Genomic DNA, 24,063 nt, shown 5'->3' on the forward strand with positions numbered 1-24,063 from the left:
CACCCCGTCCGGCCTGCCCGAGGGTGACCCCTTCGGTCTGCCCGAGGGCGACCCCTTCGGACCGCACAACCTTCCCTACGGCGTGTTCTCCCTGGCCGGGGAGCGGAGCGACCAGCGCAGGGTCGGCGTGCGGCTCGGCTCGTACGTCCTGGACGCGGGCGCCGCCGCCGCCGCGCTCGGCTCCCCCTACGTCTCGCTCCTCGCGCGCCCGACGCTGAACCCGCTGCTCGCCGCGGGCCGCATCGCCTGGTCCGACGTGCGGCGCGCGCTGACCGCGTGGGTGACCGTCCCCTCCCACCGCGACACCGTGCGGCCCCTGCTGCACCCCCTCTCCGAAGCGACCCTGCACCTGCCGTTCGAGGTGGCGGACTACGTCGACTTCTACGCGTCCGAGCACCACGCGACCCACCTGGGCCAGATCTTCCGCCCGGACTCACCGACGCCGCTGACCCCCAACTGGAAGCACCTCCCCATCGGTTACCACGGCCGCTCCGGCACCGTCGTGGTCTCCGGGACCGAAGTGGTGCGCCCGATGGGCCAGCGCAAGGCGCCCGCCGACACCGCCCCCGTCTTCGGCCCCTCGGCCCGCCTCGACATCGAGGCCGAGGTCGGCTTCGTGGTCGGCACGCCCTCGACGCAGGGAACGCCCGTCCCCCTGGCCGACTTCCGCGAACACGTCTTCGGCCTCACCCTCCTCAACGACTGGTCGGCGCGCGACATCCAGGCCTGGGAGTACGTCCCCCTCGGCCCGTTCCTCGGCAAGTCCTTCGCCACGTCGGTGTCGGCCTGGATCACGCCCCTCGAAGCACTGGACGCGGCCCGGGTCGCGCCCCCGGAGCGCACGCACCAGCTCCTGCCCTACCTCGACGACTCGGCGGAGTCCGCCGCCGACGAACCGGGCGGCTACGACCTCCGCATGACCGTCACCCTCAACGGCCAGGTCATCTCCGAACCCCCCTTCTCCACCGTCTACTGGACGGCCGCCCAGCAGCTGGCCCACATGACGGTCAACGGCGCCTCCCTGCGCACCGGCGACCTCTACGGCTCCGGCACGGTCAGCGGCCCCTCCGCCGGCCAGTACGGCTCGCTGATCGAAATCACCTGGAACGGCCGCGACCCCCTCGAACTGCCCGACGGCAAGCGCACGTTCCTGGAAGACGGCGACGAGGTAACCCTCTCGGCCTGGGCCCCCGGCACGGACGGCACCAGGATCGGCCTCGGCGAAGTAACGGGACGGATCGCGACGGCGCGGTGACGGTTGGGGGCTGGGCTGGGGCTGGGGGTTGGGCCCGGTTGTTGGGCGGGTGCCTGGTCGGGGCCGGACCGCTCCGGGCCTGGGCGGGGCCGCTACGGGGCGGGCCGGGCGGCCGGGGTACCCGCCCCGCGCCCGGCGGCTGACGGCCCACGCCTGTGGGGCGCGAGGCCGGGACTCGGCCGAGGCCGCGTCTCAGGCTGGTGCGTTGCGCATGAGTTCCGCCCACCGCGGCGGCCATGCAGCGGCGCGTCGCGGAACTTTCCCGCAGCCACCCCCGCGGCCACCCCGCCCAGCCCCCTACCAGTCCGGCTCCTCCAACTCCGTGCCCCAGTCCAGCCCATCGTCCCCGTCAGCCCCGGCCCCGGGCCCGGCACCGGTACCGGTACCCGCAGCGGCCACCCCCGAGTCGCTGCCGTCGGCCCCGGCACCCCCGCCGCCGCCCGCGGGCGTGCCCGTGCCCGCGCCCGTGCCCGCCGCGAAGTCGGCCACAACGCCGACCACGCCCTCCCCGTACGTCGCCCGCTTCTTCTCGCCCACCCCGCTGATGCCCGCCAAGTCCCCGACGGACGTGGGCCGCAGCGTGGCGATCTCGCGGAGCGTGGCGTCGTGGAAGATGACGTACGCGGGGACGCCCTGCTCCTTGGCCTGGGCCGCGCGCCAGGCGCGCAGCGCCTCGAAGAGCGGCACCGCCTCCTGGGGCAGCTCGGCGACCGCCGCCGCCGACTTCGCCTTGCGCTCGCCCTTGGCGGACCGCGCCGCCGGGGCCCGCTTCGGCTCCTTGCGCAGCCGCACCTCACGCTCCCGGCCGAGGACGCTGCCGCTCTCCTCGGTGAGCACCAGCGTGCCGTACTCCCCCTCGACCGCGATGAGGCCCTGCGCCAGGAGCTGCCGGACGACGCCGCGCCACTCGGCCTCCGCCAGCTCCTCGCCGATGCCGAAGACGGAGAGCTGGTCGTGGTCGAACTGGATGACCTTCGCGGTCTTCTTGCCGAGCAGGATGTCGATGATCTGGCCGGCACCGAACTTCTGGCCGCGCTCCCGCTGCAGGCGCACCACCGTGGACAGCACCTTCTGCGCGGCGACCGTGCCGTCCCAGGTCTCGGGCGGGGTGAGGCACGTGTCGCAGTTGCCGCACCGCTCCGCCCCCGCCTCCTGGCCGAAGTAGGTCAGGAGCTGGGCGCGACGGCACTGCGCGGTCTCGCAGAGCGCCAGCATCGAGTCCAGGTGGGCCGCGGCTCTGCGCCGGAACGCCTCGTCGCCCTCACCGCCCTGGATCAGCTTGCGCTGCTGGACGACGTCCTGGAGGCCGTACGCCATCCAGGCCGTGGAGGGCAGGCCGTCGCGGCCCGCGCGGCCGGTCTCCTGGTAGTACCCCTCGACCGACTTGGGCAGGTCGAGGTGGGCGACGAAGCGCACGTCCGGCTTGTCGATGCCCATGCCGAAGGCGATCGTGGCGCAGACGACGAGGCCCTCCTCCCGCAGGAAGCGGGACTGGTGGGCCGCGCGCGTGCCGCCGTCGAGCCCCGCGTGGTACGGCACCGCCTCGATACCGTTCTTGCAGAGGAACTCGGCCGTCTTCTCCACCGAATTGCGCGAGAGGCAGTAGACGATGCCGGCGTCGCCCGCGTGCTCCTCCTTCAGGAAGGACAGGAGCTGCTTCTTCGGCTCGGCCTTCGGCACGATGCGGTACTGGATGTTGGGCCGGTCGAAGCTCGCCACGAAGTGCCGGGCGTCCGGCATGCCGAGCCGCTGCGTGATCTCCCGGTGCGTGGCGTGCGTGGCCGTCGCCGTCAGGGCGATCCGCGGCACGTCCGGCCAGCGCTGCCCGAGCACGGACAGCGCCAGGTAGTCCGGGCGGAAGTCGTGGCCCCACTGCGCCACGCAGTGCGCCTCGTCGATGGCGAAGACGGAGATCTTGCCACGGGACAGGAGGTCCAGCGTGGCGTCCAGGCGCAGCCGCTCCGGCGCGAGGTAGAGCACGTCGAGCTCCCCCGCGAGGAACTCCGCCTCCATCACGCGCCGCTCGTCGAAGTCCTGCGTGGAGTTGATGAACCCGGCGCGCACGCCGAGCGCCCGCAGCGCGTCCACCTGGTCCTGCATGAGCGCGATGAGCGGGGAGACCACGACGCCCGTGCCGGGGCGGACCAGGGCCGGGATCTGGTAGCAGAGGGACTTTCCGCCGCCGGTGGGCATCAGGACGACGGCGTCGCCGCCGGCCACCACGTGGTCTATGACCGCTTCCTGCTCGCCGCGGAACGCGTCGTACCCGAAGACCCGGTGGAGCGTGCGCAGTGCGTCGCTCTCCGTCACGGTGCCGGTCGCCGCGCCCGGCACCGCTGAAGGCGCCGTCACCTCGCTCATGTCCTTGGTCCCATCCATCGCGCTGTCCCCCGCCGTACGTCCCGCATCGGCCGGAGCTTCGGTCACTGCCCCGACCACTGCTCCCACGATAGGGGCCCGCACCGACAGCCCGGGAAGTTATCCACAGGCCGCCGCCCGGCATCCCCAGGATCGGGACGCCGGGCGGCGACAGATGTGCGAAGGAAGCGACCCACGCGTGAGGGAAGCGGCTACCGGACGAAGACCCCCGCCTGGCCCGCGAGGTCCAGGAAGTACTGCGGGGCCACGCCGAGCACCAGCGTCACCGCCACGCCCACGCCGATCGCGGTGATCGTCAGCGGCGAGGGCACGGCCACGGTGGGGCCGTCCGCCTTCGGCTCGCTGAAGAACATGAGCACGATCACACGGATGTAGAAGAACGCGGCGATCGCCGACGACAGCACACCGATGACGACCAGCGCGCCGGCACCGCCGTCCGCGGCCGCCTTGAACACCGCGAACTTCCCCGTGAACCCGGAGGTCAGCGGGATGCCCGCGAAGGCGAGCAGGAAGACCGCGAAGACCGCCGCGACCAGCGGCGACCTGCGGCCGAGCCCGGCCCACTTCGACAGGTGTGTGGCCTCTCCGCCGGCGTCCCGCACCAGGGTGACCACGGCGAAGGCGCCGATCGTCACGAAGGAGTAGGCAGCCAGGTAGAAGAGGACGGAGGAGACGCCGTCCGGGGTGGTGGCGATGACACCCGCGAGGATGAACCCGGCGTGCGCGATGGACGAGTACGCCAGGAGCCGCTTGATGTCGGTCTGGGTGATCGCGACGATCGCGCCGCCCAGCATCGTGATGATCGCGATGCCCCACATGACCGGGCGCCAGTCCCACCGCAGCCCCGGCAGGACCACGTAGAGGAGACGCAGGAGGGCGCCGAACGCGGCCACCTTCGTCGCCGCGGCCATGAAGCCGGTGACCGGTGTCGGAGCGCCTTGGTAGACGTCGGGGGTCCACATGTGGAACGGCACCGCGCCCACCTTGAAGAGCAGTCCCATCACGACCATCGCGACGCCGATGAGGAGCAGCGCGTCATTGCCCATGGTGTCGGCGAGCGCCGGGTCGATGGTCTTGACGTTGCCCTCGACGACGTTCGCGATCGTCGCGTACGAGACGGAGCCCGCGTACCCGTACAGGAGGGCGATGCCGAAGAGCGTGAACGCGGAGGCGAACGCGCCGAGCAGGAAGTACTTGACGGCGGCTTCCTGCGACATCAGGCGCTTGCGGCGGGCGAGCGCGCAGAGCAGGTACAGCGGCAGGGAGAAGACTTCCAGCGCGATGAAGAGCGTCAGGAGGTCGTTGGCCGCGGGGAAGACGAGCATGCCGCCGATGGCGAACAGCGCGAGCGGGAACACCTCGGTGGTGGTGAAACCGGCCTTGGTGGCGGCCCGCTCGCTCTCGCTGCCCGGCACGGAACCGGCCTGCGGCGCGAACGAGTCCACGCGGTTCCCGTGCGCCTCGGGGTCGAGGCGCCGCTCGGCGAAGGTGAAGATCGCGACGAGCCCGGCGAGCAGAATGGTGCCCTGCAGGAAGAGCGCCGGTCCGTCGACCGCGATCGCGCCCATCGCCGCGATGTGCGCCTTCGTCGTACCGAACCCGCGGGCCGCGAGACCGACGACCGCGGCGAACGCGGCGACGAGGGCGACCACGGAGACGAACAGCTGTACGTGGTAGCGGGACTTGCGGGGGACGAAGGCTTCGATGAGCACTCCGATGACGGCCGCGCCGATGACGATCAACATCGGCGAGAGCTGTCCGTACTCGATCTTCGGCGCGTCGATCTTGTCGATCGGATCGGCGGCCGTTGTCCACAGGCTGTGGACGGCTGATGCGCTCACTTGGCCGCCTCCACCTCGGGCTCGGGGTCCTTCTTCTGTACGTCGGACATGGTGTGCTCGACCGCCGGGTTCACCAGGTCGGTGAGCGGCTTCGGGTAGACCCCGAGGCCGATCAGGAGCGCGATCAGCGGGGCGACGACGACCAGCTCACGCACCCGCAGGTCGGGCATGGCCGACACCTCCGGCTTCACGGGGCCCGTCATCGTCCGCTGGTAGAGGACGAGGGTGTAGAGCGCCGCCAGCACGATGCCGACCGTGGCGATGATGCCCACCACCGGATACCGCGCGAAGGTGCCGACCAGGACCAGGAACTCGCTCACGAAGGGCGCGAGGCCCGGCAGCGACAGCGTGGCGAGACCGCCGACCAGGAAGGTTCCCGCGAGCACCGGGGCGACCTTCTGCACCCCTCCGTAGTCCGCGATCAGGCGCGAGCCGCGCCGCGAGATCAGGAAGCCGGCCACCAGCATCAGCGCGGCGGTGGAGATGCCGTGGTTGACCATGTAGAGCGTCGCGCCGGACTGGCCCTGCGAGGTCATCGCGAAGATGCCGAGGACGATGAAGCCGAAGTGCGAGATCGACGCGTACGCGATCAGGCGCTTGATGTCGCGCTGGCCGACGGCGAGCAGCGCGCCGTAGACGATGCTGACCAGGGCGAGTACGAGGATGACCGGCGTCGCCCACTCGCTCGCCTCGGGGAAGAGCCCGAGGCAGAACCGCAGCATCGCGAACGTGCCGACCTTGTCGACCACCGCGGTGATCAGGACGGCGACCGGGGCCGTGGACTCGCCCATGGCGTTCGGCAGCCAGGTGTGCAGCGGCCACAGCGGCGCCTTCACCGCGAAGGCGAAGAAGAAGCCGAGGAAGAGCAGCCGCTCGGTGTTGGTCGCCATGTCGAGCGAGCCGTTGGCCCGCGCCTCGGCGATCTCCTGGAGCGAGAAGTTCCCGGCGACCACGTAGAGACCGATCACCGCGGCCAGCATGATGAGGCCGCCGACCAGGTTGTAGAGGAGGAACTTCACGGCCGCGTAGCTGCGCTGCGCCGAGGCGTTCTCGTCGCTGCCCGCGTGGGCGCGGTCCCCGAAGCCGCCGATGAGGAAGTACATCGGGATGAGCATGGCTTCGAAGAAGACGTAGAAGAGGAAGACGTCGGTGGCCTCGAAGGAGATGATCACCATCGCCTCGACGGCCAGGATCAGGGCGAAGAAGCCCTGGGTCGGCCGCCACCGTGACGAGTGCGTCTCCAGGGGGTCGGCGTCGTGCCAGCCCGCCAGGATGATGAACGGGATCAGCAGGGCCGTGAGCGCGATGAGGGCGACGCCGATGCCGTCGACCCCCAGTTCGTACCGCACGCCGAACTCCGCGATCCAGGAGCGCGATTCGGTCAGTTGGTACCGGGCGCCGTCCGGGTCGAACCGCACGAGCACGGTCACGGCGAGCGCGAGCGTCGCGAGCGAGACGAGCAGCGCGAGCCACTTGGCGGCGGACCGCCGGGCGGCCGGAACGGCTGCCGTGGCGATCGCGCCGACCGCGGGCAGGGCCGCCGTCGCTGTCAGCAGAGGAAAGGACATCGGTATCAGACCGCCCTCATCAGCAGGGTCGCGGCGATGAGTACCGCAGCGCCGCCGAACATCGAGACCGCGTAGGAGCGGGCGTAGCCGTTCTGCAGTTTGCGCAGTCGGCCGGAGAGGCCGCCCATCGAGGCCGCCGTGCCGTTGACCACGCCGTCGACCAGGGAGTGGTCGACGTAGACCAGGGACCGCGTGAGGTGCTCGCCGCCGCGCACCAGGACGACGTGGTTGAAGTCGTCCTGGAGGAGGTCGCGGCGGGCCGCCCTGGTGAGCAGCGAGCCGCGCGGGGCGGTGACCGGGACGGGCCGGCGCCCGTACTGCACGTAGGCCAGGGCGACGCCGATGACGAGGACCACCATGGTGGCGCCCGTGACCGTGGCGGCGCTGAGCGGCGAGTCGCCGTGGTCGTGGTGCGTGACCGGCTCCAGCCAGTGCGTGAACCGGTCGCCGATGCTGAAGAAGCCGCCCGCGAAGACCGATCCGAAGGCGAGCACGATCATCGGGATCGTCATGGACTTCGGGGACTCGTGCGGGTGCGGTTCGTCGTGCGCCCCCTCGGTCTGCGCGGCGGGCTCCGCGCTCGGCTGCGCCGGGGAGGCGGTCGCGCGGTGGCGCCAGCGCTCCTCCCCGAAGAAGGTCATGATCATCACGCGCGTCATGTAGTACGCGGTGATGGCCGCGCCCAGGAGCGCCACCGAGCCGAGGATCCAGCCCTCGGCGCCGCCCTTGGCGAACGCCGCCTCGATGATCTTGTCCTTGGAGAAGAAGCCGGACAGACCGGGGAAGCCGATGATGGCCAGATAGCCGAGGCCGAAGGTCACGAAGGTGACCGGCATGTACTCCCGCAGGCCGCCGTACTTGCGCATGTCGACCTCGTCGTTCATGCCGTGCATGACCGAACCGGCGCCGAGGAAGAGACCGGCCTTGAAGAAGCCGTGCGTCACCAGGTGCATGATCGCGAAGACGTAGCCGATGGGGCCGAGGCCGGCGGCCAGGATCATGTAGCCGATCTGGGACATCGTCGAACCGGCCAGGGCCTTCTTGATGTCGTCCTTCGCGCAACCGACGATCGCACCGAAGAGGAGCGTGACCGCTCCGACGATGGTGACGACGAGCTGCGCGTCCGGCGCGGCGTTGAAGATCTCGCCGGAGCGGACGATCAGGTACACGCCGGCGGTGACCATCGTGGCCGCGTGGATCAGGGCCGAGACCGGGGTCGGGCCCTCCATCGCGTCACCGAGCCAGGACTGCAGCGGCACCTGGGCGGACTTGCCGCACGCGGCGAGCAGCAGCATCAGGCCGATGGCGGTCAGCTTGCCTTCCGACGTCTCGTTCGTGGCCTCCAGGACCGGCCCGAAGGCGAACGTCCCGAAGGTGGTGAACATCAGCATGATGGCGATGGACAGGCCCACGTCGCCCACGCGGTTGACCAGGAAGGCCTTCTTCGCGGCGGTGGCCGCGCTGGGCTTGTGCTGCCAGAAGCCGATCAGGAGGTACGAGGCGAGGCCGACACCCTCCCAGCCGACGTACAGCAGGAGGTAGTTGTCGGCGAGCACCAGGAGGAGCATCGCCGCGAGGAAGAGGTTCAGGTACCCGAAGAAGCGGCGGCGCCGCTCGTCGTGCTCCATGTACCCGATCGAATAGACGTGGATCAGGGTGCCGACGCCGGAGATGAGCAGGACGAACGTCATCGACAGCTGGTCGAGCTGGAAGGCGACGTCCGCCTGGAAGCCCTCGACGGGAATCCAGCTGAACAGATGCTGCGACAGCGTGCGCTCCTCGGCGCCCTTGCCCAGCATGTCGGTGAACAGCACGGCGGCGAGGACGAAGGAGGCCGCCGCGAGCAGCGTGCCGAGCCAGTGGCCCACGCGGTCGAGCGCCCGCCCGCCGCACAGCAGTACGGCCGCTCCGAGCAGGGGCGCCGCGACGAGCAGCGCAATCAGGTTCTCCACTTTCAGCCCCTCACAGCTTCATCAGGCTGGCGTCGTCGACCGAGGCCGAGTGGCGGGAACGGAACAGCGACACGATGATCGCGAGCCCGACCACGACCTCCGCGGCGGCGACGACCATCGTGAAGAAGGCGATGATCTGGCCGTCGAGATTGCCGTGCATCCGGGAGAAGGCCACGAGCGCGAGGTTGCAGGCGTTGAGCATGAGCTCGATGCACATGAACACCACGATCGCGTTCCGCCTGATGAGCACGCCGGTCGCACCGATCACGAACAACAGGGAAGCCAGGTAGAGGTAGTTCACGGGGTTCACTTCGACGCCTCCTCGGCCCGCTCGATGCCGGTCCGTCCGATGCCGGCCTCGCCCGCTCCGGGCCGCCCGATGTCGGTCCTGCGCACGTCCGGCCGCTCCAGACGGTCGGCGGAGCGCTGCTCCAGCGCCCGCAGGTCGTCCAGGGCCTCGCTCGACACGTCACGGATCTGGCCGCGCTCGCGCAGCGTCCTGTTGACCGTGAGCTCCGACGGCGTGCCGTCGGGGAGCAGGCCCGCGACGTCCACGGCGTTGTGCCGGGCGTACACACCGGGGGCGGGCAGGGGCGGCAGGTGCTTGCCCTCGCGCACGCGCTCCTCGGCCAGCTCGCGCTGGGTCTTGGCGCGCTCCGTGCGCTCGCGGTGGGTCAGCAGCATCGCGCCGACCGTGGCCGTGATGAGCAGGGCGCCGGTGATCTCGAAGGCGAAGACGTACTTCGTGAAGATGAGCTCCGCGAGGCCCTCCACGTTGCCGCCGGAGTTCGCCTTGCCGAGGCCGTTGAACTCCTTCACCGAGGCGTTGCCGATGCCCGCGAAGAGCAGCACCGCGAAGCCGAGACCGCACAGGAGGGCCAGCCAGCGCTGCCCCTTGATGGTCTCCTTCAGGGAGTCGGCGGCGGTGACGCCGACGAGCATGACCACGAAGAGGAAGAGCATCATGATCGCGCCGGTGTAGACGACGATCTGGACGATGCCCAGGAAGTACGCGCCGTTGGCGAGGTAGAAGACCGCCAGGATGATCATGGTCCCGGCGAGGCACAGCGCGCTGTGCACGGCCTTCTTCATGAGGATCGTGCACAGGGCGCCGATGACGGCGACCGTGCCGAGCACCCAGAACTGGACGGCCTCGCCGGTGGAGGTGGAGTAGGCGGCGAGCTGCGTCATCGGCCGATCACCTTCTCCGATGCCGGTTCGCCGTCCCCGAAGTCGGAAGCGGCCTCCTGGGGCGTCTCGCCCTGGGAGCGGGCGACCTGGGGCACCGTCCCGGGGGCGGCCTCGGTGACCAGGCCCCGGTAGTAGTCCTGCTCGTCCATGCCGGGGAAGATCGAGTGCGGGCTGTCGACCATGCCCTCCTCCAGGCCGGCGAGCAGCTGCTCCTTGGTGTAGATGAGGTTCTGGCGGCTGGTGTCGGCCAGCTCGAACTCGTTCGTCATCGTCAGCGCGCGCGTGGGGCACGCCTCGATGCACAGGCCGCACAGGATGCAGCGGGCGTAGTTGATCTGGTAGACGCGGCCGTACCGCTCGCCCGGTGAGTACCGCTCCTCTTCCGTGTTGTCCGCGCCCTCCACATAGATGGCGTCCGCGGGGCAGGCCCAGGCGCAGAGTTCACAGCCGACGCACTTCTCCAGGCCGTCCGGATGGCGGTTCAGCTGGTGCCTGCCGTGGAAGCGGGGAGCGGTGATCTTCTGCTGCTCCGGATACTGCTCGGTCAGCCGCTTCTTGAACATGGCCTTGAAGGTCACGCCGAAGCCCGCGACGGGGTTCTGGAACCCCTGATTCGATTGGTTCGACTCGTGCGGTGTCTGTCCGCTCGACCCGTGCGGTGCCACCTCGTTCGACCCCTGCGGTGTTCCCTCGTTCGACTCAGCCATCGGACGCCTCCTTTCCGTCACTTCGGGTTCCGTCACTTTGAGTATCCGGCCCACCACTGACAATCAGCTCCCGCTCGCGGCGCGAGCGGCGGCGCGGGACGGGCGGCAGGCTCTGGCCGGGCAGCGGCGGCACCGGGAATCCGCCCGCCATCGGGTCGAAGGCGACCGGCTGTTCGTCGACGGCGGTCTCCTTCTCCCGCTTGTCGCGGAAGATGTCGACGACCACGGAGAGCAACAGCAGCGCGATGACCCCGCCGCCCACATAGAGCGCGATCGAGGTGAAGTCGTAGTTCTCGTTCCGCATGGCCCTGACCGTGGCGACGAGCATCAGCCACAGGACGGAGACCGGGATGAGGACCTTCCAGCCGAGCTTCATCAGCTGGTCGTAGCGGACGCGTGGCAGCGTGCCGCGCAGCCAGATGAAGAAGAACAGCAGCAGCTGGACCTTGATCACGAACCAGAGCATCGGCCACCAGCCGTGGTTCGCGCCCTCCCAGAAGGTGCTGACCGGGTACGGGGCCCGCCAGCCGCCCAGGAACAGGGTGACCGAGACCGCCGAGACGGTGACCATGTTGACGTACTCGGCGAGCATGAACAGCGCGAACTTGATGGAGGAGTACTCGGTGTTGAAGCCGCCGACGAGGTCGCCCTCGGACTCCGGCATGTCGAACGGCGCGCGGTTCGTCTCACCGATCATCGTCACGATGTAGATCAGGAACGAGACGGGGAGCAGCAGCACGTACCAGCGGTCGGCCTGCGCCTCCACGATCGCCGAGGTCGACATCGACCCGGAGTAGAGGAACACGGAGGCGAACGCCGCGCCCATCGCGATCTCGTAGGAGATCATCTGCGCGCAGGAGCGCAGACCGCCGAGGAGCGGGTACGTCGAGCCCGAGCTCCAGCCCGCGAGCACGATGCCGTAGATGCCGACGGAGGCGACCGCGAGGATGTAGAGCATCGCGATCGGCAGGTCGGTGAGCTGCATCGTCGTGCGCTGGCCGAAGATCGAGATCTCGTTGCCGGCGGGCCCGAAGGGGATCACGGCGATCGCCATGAAGGCCGGGATCGCCGCGACGACGGGGGCCAGGACGTAGACCACCTTGTCCGCCCGCTTGACGATCACGTCTTCCTTGAGCATCAGCTTGATGCCGTCCGCGAGGGACTGCAGCATGCCCCAGGGGCCGTGCCGGTTGGGCCCGATGCGCAGCTGCATCCAGGCGACGACCTTGCGCTCCCACACGATGGAGAAGAGGACCGTCACCATCAGGAACGCGAAGCAGAAGACCGCCTTGACGGCGATCAGCCACCAGGGGTCGCGGCCGAACATGGACAGGTCTTCCGCCGCAAGCGGCACCACTGTGTGCGTCACGACGTCACCTCCGGGGCCTCAGTGGGCTCCGGCAGGACCGCCGGGCCGATGCGGACGAGGTCGCCGGGGCGCGCGCCGGTGTCGGAAGCGACGCCTCCCCCGGTCGAGTTCAGCGGCAGCCAGACCACGCGGTCGGGCATCTCGGTGACCTGGAGCGGCAGCGCGGTGCTGCCCACGGGTCCCGTCACGGCCAGGAGGTCGCCGTCCTTCACGCCGGCCTCCGCCGCCGTGGCCGCCGACACGCGCGCGTGGGCCGCGTGCCGCGTACCGGCGAGCGCCTCGTCGCCGTCCTGGAGGCGGCCCTGGTCGAGCAGCAGCCGGTGCCCCGCGAGAACGGCCTCCCCGGAAGCGGGCCTCGGCGGCTGGGCCGACGTCTCCAGGGGCTCGCTCGCGTACGGCCCGTCCCAGGCGCCGAGCCGGTCGAGCTCGCGGCGGAGGGTCACCAGGTCCGGCAGGCCGAGGTGCACGTCCCCGGCGTCCGCCAGCATGTGCAGCACGCGCGCGTCGGTGGGCGCCAGCCTCCGCGTCATCTGGTCCGGCTTCAGCGCGGCGTCGAACATCCGCGCGCGGCCCTCCCAGTTGAGGAAGGTGCCCGGCTTCTCGGCGACCGCGGCCACCGGAAGGACGACGTCGGCCCGCTCCGTCACCTCGCTGGGCCGCAGCTCCAGCGAGACCAGGAACCCGACGGCGTCGAGCGCCTCACGCGCGCGTGCCGGATCGGGCAGGTCGGCGACCTCGACGCCCGCGACGAGCAGCGCGCCCAGTTCACCGGTCGCGGCGGCCTCGACGATCTGCCCGGTGTCGCGGCCGTAGCGGTGCGGGAGTTCGGCGACGCCCCAGACGGCGGCGGTCTCGTCCCGCGCGCGCGGGTCGGTGGCCGGACGGCCGCCGGGCAGCAGCGAGGGCAGCGCGCCCACCTCGACGGCGGCCCGCTCCCCCGCCCGGCGCGGAATCCACACCAGCCGGGCACCGGTGGCGGTCGCGGTCCGTACGGCGGCGGTGAGCCCGCCGGGCACGGCCGCGAGCCGCTCGCCGACGACGATGACCGCGCCGGGGGCACGCAGCGCCTCGGCGGCCGCCGCTCCGTCCTCCGCCAGGCCCACCCCGGCGGCGAGCGCGTCCAGCCACTCCGTCTCGGTGCCCGGAGCCGCGGGCAGCAGCGTGCCGCCCGCCTTCTCCAGGCCCTTCGTCACGTAGGTCGCGAGGGAGTAGGTGCGCTGGCCGTGCTTGCGCCATGCCTTGCGCAGCCGCAGGAAGACGCCGGGCGCCTCCTCCTCGGACTCGAAGCCGGCGAGCAGGACGGCGGGGGCCTTCTCCAGGGCGGCGTACGTGACGCCGGTCCCGTCGAGGTCCTTGCCCCGCCCCGCCACGCGTGCCGCGAGGAAGTCGGCCTCCTCACTGCTGTGCACGCGCGCGCGGAAGTCGATGTCGTTCGTATCGAGCGCCACGCGCGCGTACTTGCTGTACGCGTAGGCGTCCTCCACGGTGAGCCGGCCACCGGTCAGGACCGCGGCCCGGCCACGCGCGGCGGCGAGACCGCGGGCGGCGACGTCCAGAGCCTCGGGCCAGCTGGCCGGTTCGAGGACGCCCTCGGCGTTGCGCACCAGCGGGGTGGTCAGCCGGTCGGGCCGCTGTGCGTACCGGAAGCCGAAGCGTCCCTTGTCGCACATCCACTCCTCGTTGACCTCGGGGTCATCGGCCGCCAGGCGCCGCATGACCTTGCCGCGCCGGTGGTCCGTGCGGCTCGCGCAGCCACCCGAGCAGTGCTCGCACACCGAGGGCGACGACACCAGGTCGAAGGGGCGCGAACGGAACCGGTACGCCGCCGACGTGAGGGCGCCGACCGGGCAGATCTGGATGGTGTTCCCGGAGAAGTACGACTCGAAGGGGTCGCCCTCGCCCGTCCCGACCTGCTGCAGGGCGCCGCGCTCGATCAGTTCGATCATCGGGTCGCCGGCGATCTGGTTGCTGAAGCGGGTGCAGCGCGCGCAGAGCACGCACCGCTCGCGGTCGAGCAGCACCTGCGTGGAGATCGGCACCGGCTTCTCGTACGTCCGCTTCTTGCCGTCGAAGCGGGAGTCCGGGTCGCCGACCTGCATCGCCTGGTTCTGCAGCGGGCACTCGCCGCCCTTGTCGCAGACCGGGCAGTCCAGCGGGTGGTTGATGAGCAGCAGCTCCATCACGCCGCGCTGCGACTTCTCCGCGACCGGCGAGGTGAGCTGCGACTTCACGACCATGCCGTCGGTGCACGTGATGGTGCAGGACGCCATCGGCTTGCGCTGGCCCTCCACCTCCACGATGCACTGGCGGCAGGCTCCCGCGGGGTCGAGCAGCGGGTGGTCGCAGAAGCGGGGGATCTCGATGCCGAGCAGTTCGGCGGCCCGGATGACCAGGGTCCCCTTGGGGACGCTGATCTCGATGCCGTCGATGGTCAGCGTGACGAGGTCCTCCGGCGGTACCGCCGGCTCACCGCCCCCGGAGGGAGCGCTGTTGGTGGTCACTGTCATGCGTTCACCTCCGTGTGCTGGTCGGCGCGGTCGCTCCAGAGAGTCGACTTGGCCGGGTCGAAGGGGCAGCCCTTGCCGGTGATGTGCTGCTCGTACTCCTCGCGGAAGTACTTCAGCGAGGAGAAGATCGGCGAGGCGGCGCCGTCGCCGAGGGCGCAGAAGGACTTGCCGTTGATGTTGTCGGCGATGTCGTTGAGCTTGTCGAGGTCGGCCATGACGCCCTTGCCCGCCTCGATGTCGCGGAGCAACTGCACGAGCCAGTACGTCCCTTCGCGGCAGGGCGTGCACTTGCCGCAGGACTCGTGGGCGTAGAACTCCGTCCAGCGGGTCACGGCCCGCACGACGCACGTCGTCTCGTCGAAGCACTGGAGCGCCTTGGTGCCGAGCATCGATCCGGCGGCGCCGACGCCCTCGTAGTCGAGGGGCACGTCGAGGTGCTCGTCGGTGAACATCGGCGTCGACGAGCCGCCGGGCGTCCAGAACTTGAGCCGGTGCCCGGCCCGCATGCCGCCGCTCATGTCGAGCAGCTGCCGCAGCGTGATGCCGAGCGGGGCCTCGTACTGGCCGGGGCTGGTGACGTGGCCGCTCAGGGAGTAGAGCGTGAAGCCCGGGGACTTCTCGCTCCCCATGGACTTGAACCAGTCCTTCCCGCGGTTGAGGATCGCGGGAACCGACGCGATGGACTCGACGTTGTTCACCACAGTGGGGCATGCGTAGAGACCCGCGACAGCAGGGAAAGGGGGACGCAGTCGCGGTTGGCCTCGACGGCCTTCGAGCGAGTCGAGCAGCGCGGTCTCCTCACCGCAGATGTACGCGCCCGCGCCCGCGTGCACGGTGAGTTCCAGATCGAGTCCGCTGCCCAGGACGTTCTTGCCGAGGTAGCCCGCCGCATAGGCCTCGCGGACGGCCTCGTGCAGCCTGCGCAGCACGGGGACCACCTCGCCCCGCAGGTAGATGAAGGCATGCGAGGAACGGATCGCGTAGCACGCGATCACGATCCCCTCGATGAGGGAATGCGGGTTCGCGAAGAGGAGCGGGATGTCCTTGCAGGTCCCCGGCTCCGATTCGTCGGCGTTGACAACTAGATAGTGCGGCTTGCCGTCGCCCTGCGGGATGAACTGCCACTTCATCCCGGTGGGGAAGCCCGCGCCGCCGCGGCCCCGCAGGCCCGCGTCCTTCACATACGCGATGAGGTCGTCGGGGTCCATGGCGAGCGCCTTGCGCAGGCCCTCGTACCCCTCGTGCCGCCGGTAGGTCTCCAGCGTCCAGGACCTCTCCTCGTCCCAGAAGGCGGAGAGGACCGGGGCGAGCAGTTTCTCGGGGCTCGTCTCGTTGTCGATCTCGGCTGCCAAGGTCATCACTCCCCCTCCTCGGCGGTCGGTCCGGCCGGGTGGGCCGGGTCGGATGCCGAGGTCTGCTGCGGTGCGTCGTGCGAGCTCAGGTGCTCGGCGGGCGCTTCGTCCTGCGGTCCGCCCGCGCGCGGGTGGACGACGCGTGGGTGCGGCTCCTCGCCCTTGGCCAGGCGCAGTCCGATGAGCGACGCGGGGCCGGCGCCGCCGCTCGCCTCGACGGCACCGGGGCGCTCGTCGGGGAAGCCCGCCAGGATTCGGGCGGTCTCCTTGTACGTGCACAGGGGCGCGCCGCGGGTGGGTTCGACCGGGACGCCCGCGCGCAGGTCGTCCACGAGCCGCTTGGCCGACGCCGGCGTCTGATTGTCAAAGAACTCCCAGTTGACCATCACGACGGGGGCGAAGTCGCAGGCGGCGTTGCACTCGATGTGCTCAAGCGTGATCTTGCCGTCCTCGGTGGTCTCGTCGTTGCCGACGCCGAGATGCTGCTTGAGTTCGTCGAAGATCGCGTCGCCGCCCATCACCGCGCAGAGCGTGTTGGTGCAGACGCCGACCTGGTAGTCGCCGGAGGGCTTGCGCCGGTACATGGTGTAGAAGGTCGCGACGGCCGTGACCTCGGCCGTGGTCAGACCGAGCACGTCGGCGCAGAACTGCATGCCGGTGCGCGTGACGTACCCCTCCTCCGACTGCACCAGGTGCAGCAGGGGAAGGAGCGCGGACCGCGACCCCGGGTAGCGGGCGATGATCTCCTTGGCGTCCGCCTCCAGCCTGGCCCGCACGTCGGCGGGGTAGGCGGGGGCGGGGAGTTGGGGCATGCCCAGGCTGACGCCCGTGCCCTGTTCCGAAGAGGGAGTGGTGGTCACCGGTCGACGCCTCCCATCACGGGGTCGATGGACGCGACGGCGACGATGACGTCGGCGACCTGGCCGCCCTCGCACATCGCCGCCATGGCCTGCAGATTGGTGAAGGACGGGTCGCGGAAGTGGACCCGGTAGGGGCGGGTGCCGCCGTCGGAGACGACGTGCACGCCCAGTTCGCCCTTGGGCGACTCGACGGCGGTGTACGCCTGTCCGGCCGGGACCCGGAAGCCCTCGGTCACCAGCTTGAAGTGGTGGATCAGGGACTCCATGGAGGTGCCCATGATCTTCTTGATGTGGTCGAGCGAGTTGCCGAGGCCGTCCGGGCCGAGCGCGAGCTGCGCGGGCCAGGCGATCTTCTTGTCGGCGACCATGACCGGGCCGGGAGCGAGCCGGTCGAGGCACTGCTCGACGATGCGCAGCGACTGGCGCATCTCCTCCAGGCGGATCAGGAAGCGCCCGTAGGAGTCGCAGGTGTCGGCGGTCGGGATGTCGAACTCGTAGTTCTCGTAGCCGCAGTAGGGCTGCGACTTGCGCAGGTCGTGCGGCAGGCCCGCCGAGCGGAGGACCGGGCCCGTGGCGCCGAGCGCCATGCAGCCGGTGAGGTCGAGGTAGCCGACGTCCTGCATGCGGGCCTTGAAGATGGGGTTCCCGGTGGCGAGCTTGTCGTACTCCGGGAGGTTCTTCTTCATCGTCTTCACGAACTCGCGGAGCTGGTCCACCGCGCCGGGCGGCAGGTCCTGGGCGAGGCCGCCCGGCCGGATGTACGCGTGGTTCATGCGCAGGCCGGTGATGAGTTCGTAGAGGTCGAGAATCAGTTCACGATCCCGGAAGCCGTAGATCATGATCGTGGTCGCGCCGAGCTCCATGCCGCCGGTGGCGATGCACACCAGGTGCGAGGAGAGGCGGTTGAGTTCCATGAGGAGCACGCGGATGACCGAGGCGCGGTCGGGGATCTGGTCCTCGATGCCGAGCAGCTTCTCGACCCCGAGGCAGTACGCGGTCTCGTTGAAGAACGGCGTCAGGTAGTCCATGCGCGTGACGAACGTCGTGCCCTGCGTCCACGTGCGGTATTCGAGGTTCTTCTCGATGCCCGTGTGCAGGTAGCCGATGCCGCAGCGGGCCTCGGAGACCGTCTCGCCCTCGATCTCCAGGATGAGGCGGAGCACGCCGTGCGTGGACGGGTGCTGCGGGCCCATGTTGACGATGATGCGCTCGTCGTCGGCCTTGGCCGCGGACTGGACGACCTCGTCCCAGTCGCCGCCGGTGACCGTGTAGACGGTCCCCTCGGTCGTCTCCCGGGCTCCGGAAGCGTGCGAAGCGGATTGAGAAGTGGACATCAGCTGTACGACCTCCGCTGGTCCGGAGCCGGGATCTGGGCGCCCTTGTACTCGACGGGGATGCCGCCGAGGGGGTAGTCCTTGCGCTGCGGGAAGCCCTGCCAGTCGTCCGGCATCATGATCCGGGTCAGGGCCGGGTGGCCGTCGAAGACGAGGCCGAAGAAGTCGTAGGCCTCGCGCTCGTGCCAGTCGTTGGTCGGGTAGACGGCGACCAGCGAGGGCAGGTGCGGGTCGGCGTCGGGGACACCGACCTCCAGGCGGATCAGCCGGTTGTGGGTGATCGAGCGCAGGTGGTAGACGGCGTGCAGTTCGCGGCCCTTGTCCTCCAGGAAGTGCACCCCCGAGACGCCCGTGCAGAGCTCGAAGCGCAGGGCCGGGTCGTCCCGCAGCGTCCGCGCCACGCGTACGAGGTGCTCGCGCGCGATGTGGAAGGTCAGCTCGCCGCGGTCGACGACCGTCTTCTCGATCGCGTTCCCGGGGAGCAGGTCCTGCTCCTCCAGGGCGCCCTCCAGCTCGTCGGCGACCTCGTCGAACCAGCCGCCGTACGGCCGCGCGGACGCGCCGGGCAGGGTGATGGCCCTGACGAGCCCGCCGTAGCCGGAGGTGTCGCCGCCGTTCTCGGCGCCGAACATGCCCCTGCGGACGCGGATGACCTCGCCGGTGTCGTCGCGCGGGGCGGGGACGCCGTCGGCGGTGCCGTTCTCGTGTGCCTCGGTCATCGCAGCAGCCCCTTCATCTCGATGGTGGGGAGCGCCTTGAGGGCCGCTTCCTCCGCCTCGCGCGCCGCTTCTTCCGCGTTCACGCCGAGCTTGGAGCCCTGGATCTTCTGGTGGAGCTTGAGGATCGCGTCCATCAGCATCTCGGGCCGCGGCGGGCAGCCGGGCAAATAGATGTCGACGGGGACGACATGGTCCACACCCTGCACAATCGCGTAATTGTTGAACATCCCGCCCGATGAGGCGCATACGCCCATCGAGATCACCCACTTGGGGTTGGGCATCTGGTCGTAGACCTGCCGCAGGACGGGCGCCATCTTCTGGCTCACCCGGCCCGCCACGATCATCAGATCGGCCTGGCGCGGCGAACCGCGGAAGACCTCCATGCCGAAGCGCGCCAGGTCGTACCGGCCCGCGCCCGTCGTCATCATCTCGATGGCGCAGCACGCGAGGCCGAACGTGGCGGGGAAGACGGATGACTTGCGCACCCAGCCCGTGGCTTGTTCGACGGTGGTCAGCAGAAAACCGCTCGGCAGTTTCTCTTCGAGTCCCATGCTCTTTGGCCCCTCAGACCTTTAGTCCCATTCCAGGCCGCCGCGCCGCCATACGTACGCGTACGCGACGAAGACGGTGAGCACGAAGAGCAGCATCTCCACGAGCCCGAAAATCCCCAGCGCGTCGAACGTGACGGCCCAGGGGTAGAGGAAGACGATCTCGATGTCGAAGACGATGAAGAGCATCGCCGTCAGGTAGTACTTGATGGGAAATCGCCCACCACCGGCCGGCGTCGGCGTCGGCTCGATACCGCACTCGTAGGCCTCAAGCTTTGCGCGGTTGTACCGCTTTGGACCGATAAGCGTGGCCATGACCACGGAGAAGATCGCAAAGCCTGCCCCGAGGGCTCCCAGCACGAGGATGGGCGCATAGGCGTTCACGCTCCTCGCTCCTCTCAGTCGGCACTGACTGTTGGCGGTTGCGTCGGACCCGGGCCCCGCTTCTCATCTGAAGATCGCTTACATGTGAAGCAGGTCACAAGCCCAACTGCCCCGCATCTTATGCCTGCCGGTCTGTGATCTGCGACACGGGGTACGTCAACGGCTTTGTGATCTCCACCACCTGACGAAGGATCATGAAGTCGGATGAGCGGTGATCTTCGTACGCGAAGCACCTGAGTGATCACCAGAGGTGACATCTCGGCGCGTCGTCGCTGGTCGAGGGGGTGTTGCCCTATCAAGAGCCGACCGCTACGCGCAAATTGGCGCTGGACGTGATCACTTGATAGAGGCAATCGCTTCACGCTTCGGCAGCAACGGGCCCGGACGAAAGTGGACACGTACACCGATTCACGAGCGGAACGGACTGCCACACTCCCCTCCCGGCGGAAACCCGGCCCGTCGCCGCACGGACGGCCCGGGCATCACCCGTCGGTCGGCCCGGGGGTCACCGCGAGGGGGGCCGGAAGGTACGGGAGATCTCGGGGAGGTCTCGGCGAGATCTCAGGGAGATCCCCAAGGGGTTACCGGTGTGACCTGCGACACACGAGGGGGGAGGGTGAAAGCGTGGGGCTTGGCCAACTGAGTCAACCGGTGGTAGACCGTGGGCAATTCGGGCGTATCACAGAAAACCCATGATCACAGGCGTGATCACTGCCGTCCGCTTTGCCCGTTACGGCGTCAATAAGGAACGACACGCCCGGGGTTCGGGGCCGAAAACGGCAACTGTGGCGCACCACACGTTTCTTGATGGGAACCATGAGTCCCTGATAGCGGTTGTTCTCATGTCCCACACCGCTCACATACCCAGCCACCGGAAGCCCCGTCGCAGCGCCTCCAAGATCGCCCTGCGCGCCGGAGTTGCCGGTGGCGTCCTCAGCACCCTGGCAGTGGCCGCGGCGGCCGGTACGGCGAACGCGGCCGAGCCGGTGACCGAGACCATCGAGATGCCCACGCTCACCACCGATCTGTCCGCGCAGATCGCCCAGTCGGCGGACGTCACCCAGCAGGCCGCCGACACCTACGAGTCCCGCGCCGAGCAGGACGCCGCCGCCACCAAGGCCGCCAAGCAGGCCAAGGAAGACCAGGCGCAGGCCGAGAAGAAGGCCGCGGCCGAGGCCAAGCGCGAGGCGGAGGCCAAGGCCGCCGCGGAGAAGAAGGCCGAGGAGGAGCGCGCCTCCCGGACCACCGAGCGCACCTCGCTCTCGACGCAGACCACCTCCGCCGGCTCCTCCGACTCGGCCCCCGCTCCGGCCGGCGGCAGCGTCGGCGCGGTCATCAGCTTCCTCAAGGCGCAGCTCGGCGACGCCTACGTGATGGGCGCCTCCGGCCCCAACGCCTGGGACTGCTCCAGCCTCGTGCAGGCCGCGTTCAAGCAGGCGGGCGTGGACCTTCCGCGCGTCTCGCAGGACCAGTCGGTCGCCGGCACCCCCGTCTCGCTCTCCAACGTCCAGGTGGGCGACATCCTCTACTGGGGTGGCGCGGGCTCCGCTTACCACGTGGGTGTGTACATCGGCAACGGCCAGTACCTCGACGCCGCCAACCCCAGCAAGGGCGTCGTCATCCAGGACCTGTCGGGCTACCCGGCCTCGGGCGCCGTGCGCGTCCTCTGACGGCCTTCTGAGCCACGCGTAAGGGCCGGACCTCCCCAGGGGGAGATCCGGCCCTTACGCACGCCCTCAGGCGCTTCTGCGCGGCTCGGCGGTCAGCTCTTCGGGGAGAGCTCCGCCATGCGCGACCAACCGGTGCCGGGGATCTCCGTGTTCACGATCTCCGGGACGGCGGCGATCGCCTCGGACATCGTCTCCATGGCGGCCTTGAAGTGGTCGGAGCCGACGTGCGCGGCGCCCGCGTCCCCGTCGGCGAAGGCCTCAAGGAGCACGAACTGGTTCGGGTCCTCGACCGACCGCGACCACTCGAAGAAGACGTTGCCCGGCTCGGCGCGCGTGGCGGCGGTGAATGCGGCGGTCCGCTCGATCCAGCTCTCGCTGTACTCGGGGCGGACGGTGAACTTGACGGCAATAAATATCATGCGTCCATTTTGCACCGACCTGATCGGACCGCCCACCGGGGCTACGCCTTCGGCGCCACCTTGCTCAGCCCGTTGATGACGCGGTCCATGGCGTCGCCGCCCGTCGGGTCCGTGAGGTTCGCCAGCATCTTCAGCGTGAACCTCATCAGGACCGGATGGGTGAGCCCGCGCTGCGTCGCGATCTTCATGACCTTCGGGTTGCCGATGAGCTTCACGAAGGCGCGGCCGAGCGTGTAGTAGCCGCCGTAGGTCTCCTTGAGCGTCTTCGGGTAGTTCTCCAGCGCCAGTTCCCGCTGGGCGGGGGTGGCACGCGCGTGTGCCTGCACGATGACGTCCGCCGCGATCTGGCCGGACTCCATGGCGTACGCGATGCCCTCGCCGTTGAACGGGTTCACCAGGCCGCCCGCGTCACCCACCAGGAGCAGCCCCTTGGTGTAGTGCGGCTGGCGGTTGAAGGCCATCGGCAGGGCGGCGCCGCGGATCGGCATCGTCATGTTGTCCGGCGTGTAGCCCCAGTCCTCCGGCATCGAGGCGCACCAGGCCTTGAGGACCTCGCGCCAGTCGAGCTCGCGGAAGGCCTTGGAGGAGTTGAGGATGCCGAGGCCGACGTTCGACGTGCCGTCGCCCATGCCGAAGATCCAGCCGTAGCCGGGCAGCAGCCGGTCCTCGGAGCCCCGCCGGTCCCACAGTTCGAGCCAGGACTCCAGGTAGTCGTCGTCGTGGCGCGGCGAGGTGAAGTACGTCCGCACGGCCACGCCCATCGGCCGGTCCTCGCGCCGGTGCAGCCCCATGGCCAGCGAGATCCGCGAGGAGTTGCCGTCGGCCGCGACGACCAGCGGGGCGTGGAAGGTGACCGGGGTCTTCTCCTCGCCGAGCCTGGCGTGCACGCCGGTGATGCGGCCGGTGCGGTCGTCGATGACCGGCTCGCCGACGTTGCAGCGCTCGTGGAGCCTGGCGCCCGCCTTCTGCGCCTGCCGGGCGAGCTGCTCGTCGAAGTCGTCGCGCTTCCGTACGAGGCCGTAGTCGGGGTAGGACGCCAGATCCGGCCAGTCGAGCTGGAGCCGCACACCGCCGCCGATGATGCGGAGGCCCTTGTTCCGCAGCCAGCCGGCCTCTTCGGAGATGTCGATCCCCATGGAGACGAGCTGCTTGGTGGCGCGGGGGGTGAGGCCGTCACCGCAGACCTTCTCCCGTGGGAACGCGGTCTTCTCCAGGAGGAGGACGTCGAGTCCCGCCTTCGCCAGGTAGTAGGCCGTCGTCGAACCGGCGGGCCCGGCTCCGACGACGATGACGTCCGCGGTGTGTTCGGAGAGGGGCTCGGTCACGGCGGGTTCTCCCCAAGGATCGAAAACTGTGTGCCGGCCGGCACGGGATACAGGCAGTCTATGAGGCGGTACCGATCTACCAGCCGAAGGGCCACACGTGACCGAGCAGACCGAGACCCTGCCCGCCGTACCCCTCCCCGACGTGCGGCTCCGCGTCCCCACCCACGAGGACGCCTTCACCTGGCACCGGCTCTTCGACGACCCCGAGGTCATGGAGTTCCACGGGGGCGCGCCCGCGGAGCTGTCCATGTACGAGGAGCTGACGGCCAGGCAGCGCCGGCACGACGCCGAACGGGGCTACTGCCTCTGGACCTTGCTGGACGCGTCCGGCGCACCTGTCGGCTTCACGGGCGCCCAGCCGTGGAGCCGCCCCTGGGGGCCGACCGGGGAGATCGAGATCGGCTGGCGGCTCGGCCGCGCCGCCTGGGGCAAGGGGTACGCGACGGCCGCCGCGCACGCCACGATCGAACGGCTGCGCGCGGCGGGCGTGCCGGGCGTGGTGGCGATGGTCGACGCGGGCAACGCGCGCTCGGTCGCGGTGACCCGGCGGCTCGGCATGGTGCTCGGCGAGACGTTCACCACCCCGGAACCGCCGGGCGCCGACGGCTCGCGGCGGGTGGCGTACTGCTTCCGGCTCACCCTGTAGCGGCGGCCGTCGCGGGGCGCCCGGCGGCGGCCGTCGC

At 70.0% G+C, this 24,063-nt stretch carries 20 protein-coding genes; 3 read left to right on the plus strand and 17 right to left on the minus strand.

Features of this window, described 5'->3' with window-relative positions:
• Positions 1-13: 13 nt before the first annotated feature.
• Positions 14-1,255: a fumarylacetoacetase gene (fahA, locus tag AB0I16_RS05815; RefSeq protein ID WP_363248126.1), complete on the plus strand. Its 1,242-nt coding sequence runs from the start codon at positions 14-16 to the stop codon at positions 1,253-1,255.
• A 297-nt stretch (positions 1,256-1,552) separates the two neighbouring features.
• On the opposite strand, the gene recQ is transcribed toward fahA, so the two are convergent.
• The 15 genes from recQ to AB0I16_RS05890 form a co-directional block, all read right to left on the minus strand.
• Entirely contained in the window at positions 1,553-3,616 is a 2,064-nt protein-coding gene (gene recQ, locus AB0I16_RS05820) for a DNA helicase RecQ (protein ID WP_363248127.1), read from the minus strand.
• Between the two features lie 209 nt (positions 3,617-3,825).
• On the minus strand, positions 3,826-5,475 hold the full coding sequence (gene nuoN / locus AB0I16_RS05825) for an NADH-quinone oxidoreductase subunit NuoN (protein ID WP_363248043.1): 1,650 nt from the start codon (positions 5,473-5,475) through the stop codon (positions 3,826-3,828).
• Positions 5,472-7,043, minus strand: coding sequence for an NADH-quinone oxidoreductase subunit M (locus tag AB0I16_RS05830; RefSeq protein WP_363248044.1), 1,572 nt, complete (start codon positions 7,041-7,043; stop codon positions 5,472-5,474). The genes nuoN and AB0I16_RS05830 overlap by 4 nt, the downstream gene beginning before the upstream one ends.
• A 5-nt stretch (positions 7,044-7,048) precedes the next feature.
• Complete coding sequence (gene nuoL / locus AB0I16_RS05835) at positions 7,049-8,995, minus strand: NADH-quinone oxidoreductase subunit L (protein WP_363248045.1); 1,947 nt, start codon at positions 8,993-8,995, stop codon at positions 7,049-7,051.
• 10 nt (positions 8,996-9,005) lie between these two features.
• Positions 9,006-9,305, minus strand: a complete 300-nt coding sequence (gene nuoK / locus AB0I16_RS05840) for an NADH-quinone oxidoreductase subunit NuoK (RefSeq protein ID WP_363248046.1) — start codon at positions 9,303-9,305, stop codon at positions 9,006-9,008.
• The gene (locus tag AB0I16_RS05845; RefSeq protein WP_363248047.1) at positions 9,302-10,186 is read right to left on the minus strand and encodes an NADH-quinone oxidoreductase subunit J; all 885 of its coding nucleotides are present in this window, start codon (positions 10,184-10,186) and stop codon (positions 9,302-9,304) included. The genes nuoK and AB0I16_RS05845 overlap by 4 nt, the downstream gene beginning before the upstream one ends.
• A complete protein-coding gene (gene nuoI / locus AB0I16_RS05850) occupies positions 10,183-10,893 on the minus strand; it encodes an NADH-quinone oxidoreductase subunit NuoI (protein ID WP_363248048.1) in 711 nt (236 codons plus the stop codon). The genes AB0I16_RS05845 and nuoI overlap by 4 nt, the downstream gene beginning before the upstream one ends.
• Positions 10,886-12,250 carry an NADH-quinone oxidoreductase subunit NuoH gene (gene nuoH, locus AB0I16_RS05855; protein WP_363248128.1) on the minus strand — a complete coding sequence of 455 codons (1,365 nt, stop codon included), beginning with the start codon at positions 12,248-12,250 and terminating at the stop codon, positions 10,886-10,888. Before nuoH ends, nuoI begins: the two co-directional genes overlap by 8 nt.
• A gap of 8 nt (positions 12,251-12,258) precedes the next feature.
• Positions 12,259-14,769 (minus strand): NADH-quinone oxidoreductase subunit G, encoded by a 2,511-nt coding sequence (locus tag AB0I16_RS05860; protein WP_363248049.1) that lies wholly within the window; start codon positions 14,767-14,769, stop codon positions 12,259-12,261.
• Positions 14,766-16,127 (minus strand): NADH-quinone oxidoreductase subunit NuoF, encoded by a 1,362-nt coding sequence (gene nuoF, locus AB0I16_RS05865; protein ID WP_363248050.1) that lies wholly within the window; start codon positions 16,125-16,127, stop codon positions 14,766-14,768. Before nuoF ends, AB0I16_RS05860 begins: the two co-directional genes overlap by 4 nt.
• Positions 16,127-16,933, minus strand: a complete 807-nt coding sequence (nuoE, locus tag AB0I16_RS05870; RefSeq protein WP_062780307.1) for an NADH-quinone oxidoreductase subunit NuoE — start codon at positions 16,931-16,933, stop codon at positions 16,127-16,129. The genes nuoF and nuoE overlap by 1 nt, the downstream gene beginning before the upstream one ends.
• Positions 16,934-16,977: 44 nt before the next feature.
• The gene (locus tag AB0I16_RS05875) at positions 16,978-18,315 is read right to left on the minus strand and encodes an NADH-quinone oxidoreductase subunit D (protein ID WP_363248051.1); all 1,338 of its coding nucleotides are present in this window, start codon (positions 18,313-18,315) and stop codon (positions 16,978-16,980) included.
• On the minus strand, positions 18,315-19,034 hold the full coding sequence (locus AB0I16_RS05880) for an NADH-quinone oxidoreductase subunit C (RefSeq protein WP_363248052.1): 720 nt from the start codon (positions 19,032-19,034) through the stop codon (positions 18,315-18,317). The genes AB0I16_RS05875 and AB0I16_RS05880 overlap by 1 nt, the downstream gene beginning before the upstream one ends.
• The gene (locus AB0I16_RS05885; RefSeq protein ID WP_363248053.1) at positions 19,031-19,585 is read right to left on the minus strand and encodes an NADH-quinone oxidoreductase subunit B family protein; all 555 of its coding nucleotides are present in this window, start codon (positions 19,583-19,585) and stop codon (positions 19,031-19,033) included. The genes AB0I16_RS05880 and AB0I16_RS05885 overlap by 4 nt, the downstream gene beginning before the upstream one ends.
• 21 nt (positions 19,586-19,606) lie before the next feature.
• Positions 19,607-19,966 carry an NADH-quinone oxidoreductase subunit A gene (locus AB0I16_RS05890; RefSeq protein WP_003992243.1) on the minus strand — a complete coding sequence of 120 codons (360 nt, stop codon included), beginning with the start codon at positions 19,964-19,966 and terminating at the stop codon, positions 19,607-19,609.
• An 842-nt stretch (positions 19,967-20,808) separates the two neighbouring features.
• Between AB0I16_RS05890 and AB0I16_RS05895 the strand changes: the two genes are divergently transcribed.
• A complete protein-coding gene (locus tag AB0I16_RS05895; protein WP_363248054.1) occupies positions 20,809-21,636 on the plus strand; it encodes a C40 family peptidase in 828 nt (275 codons plus the stop codon).
• 92 nt (positions 21,637-21,728) lie between these two features.
• Here AB0I16_RS05895 and AB0I16_RS05900 read toward each other — a convergent pair whose 3' ends face one another.
• Both AB0I16_RS05900 and AB0I16_RS05905 read right to left on the minus strand, forming a co-directional pair.
• Positions 21,729-22,055 carry an antibiotic biosynthesis monooxygenase gene (locus tag AB0I16_RS05900; RefSeq protein ID WP_363248055.1) on the minus strand — a complete coding sequence of 109 codons (327 nt, stop codon included), beginning with the start codon at positions 22,053-22,055 and terminating at the stop codon, positions 21,729-21,731.
• Between the two features lie 41 nt (positions 22,056-22,096).
• Positions 22,097-23,380 carry a geranylgeranyl reductase family protein gene (locus AB0I16_RS05905; protein WP_363248056.1) on the minus strand — a complete coding sequence of 428 codons (1,284 nt, stop codon included), beginning with the start codon at positions 23,378-23,380 and terminating at the stop codon, positions 22,097-22,099.
• Positions 23,381-23,477: 97 nt separating this feature from the next.
• Between AB0I16_RS05905 and AB0I16_RS05910 the strand changes: the two genes are divergently transcribed.
• Positions 23,478-24,026 (plus strand): GNAT family N-acetyltransferase, encoded by a 549-nt coding sequence (locus AB0I16_RS05910; RefSeq protein ID WP_363248057.1) that lies wholly within the window; start codon positions 23,478-23,480, stop codon positions 24,024-24,026.
• Positions 24,027-24,063: the final 37 nt, after the last annotated feature.

The organism is Streptomyces sp. NPDC050703 (assembly GCF_040654435.1).
Taxonomy (GTDB): Bacteria; Actinomycetota; Actinomycetes; order Streptomycetales; family Streptomycetaceae; genus Streptomyces.

Excerpts from the sequence above, each read along its gene's own strand:
- recQ (WP_363248127.1), bottom strand. The coding sequence starts at position 3,616 with ATGAGCGAGGTGACGGCGCCTTCAGCGGTGCCGGGCGCGGCGACCGGC.
- AB0I16_RS05830 (WP_363248044.1), bottom strand. The coding sequence starts at position 7,043 with ATGTCCTTTCCTCTGCTGACAGCGACGGCGGCCCTGCCCGCGGTCGGC.
- AB0I16_RS05845 (WP_363248047.1), bottom strand. The coding sequence starts at position 10,186 with ATGACGCAGCTCGCCGCCTACTCCACCTCCACCGGCGAGGCCGTCCAG.
- nuoI (WP_363248048.1), bottom strand. The coding sequence starts at position 10,893 with ATGGCTGAGTCGAACGAGGGAACACCGCAGGGGTCGAACGAGGTGGCA.
- AB0I16_RS05860 (WP_363248049.1), bottom strand. The coding sequence starts at position 14,769 with ATGACAGTGACCACCAACAGCGCTCCCTCCGGGGGCGGTGAGCCGGCG.
- nuoF (WP_363248050.1), bottom strand. The coding sequence starts at position 16,127 with ATGACCTTGGCAGCCGAGATCGACAACGAGACGAGCCCCGAGAAACTG.
- nuoE (WP_062780307.1), bottom strand. The coding sequence starts at position 16,933 with ATGCCCCAACTCCCCGCCCCCGCCTACCCCGCCGACGTGCGGGCCAGG.
- AB0I16_RS05875 (WP_363248051.1), bottom strand. The coding sequence starts at position 18,315 with ATGTCCACTTCTCAATCCGCTTCGCACGCTTCCGGAGCCCGGGAGACG.
- AB0I16_RS05880 (WP_363248052.1), bottom strand. The coding sequence starts at position 19,034 with ATGACCGAGGCACACGAGAACGGCACCGCCGACGGCGTCCCCGCCCCG.
- AB0I16_RS05885 (WP_363248053.1), bottom strand. The coding sequence starts at position 19,585 with ATGGGACTCGAAGAGAAACTGCCGAGCGGTTTTCTGCTGACCACCGTC.
- AB0I16_RS05895 (WP_363248054.1), top strand. The coding sequence starts at position 20,809 with ATGTCCCACACCGCTCACATACCCAGCCACCGGAAGCCCCGTCGCAGC.
- AB0I16_RS05900 (WP_363248055.1), bottom strand. The coding sequence starts at position 22,055 with ATGATATTTATTGCCGTCAAGTTCACCGTCCGCCCCGAGTACAGCGAG.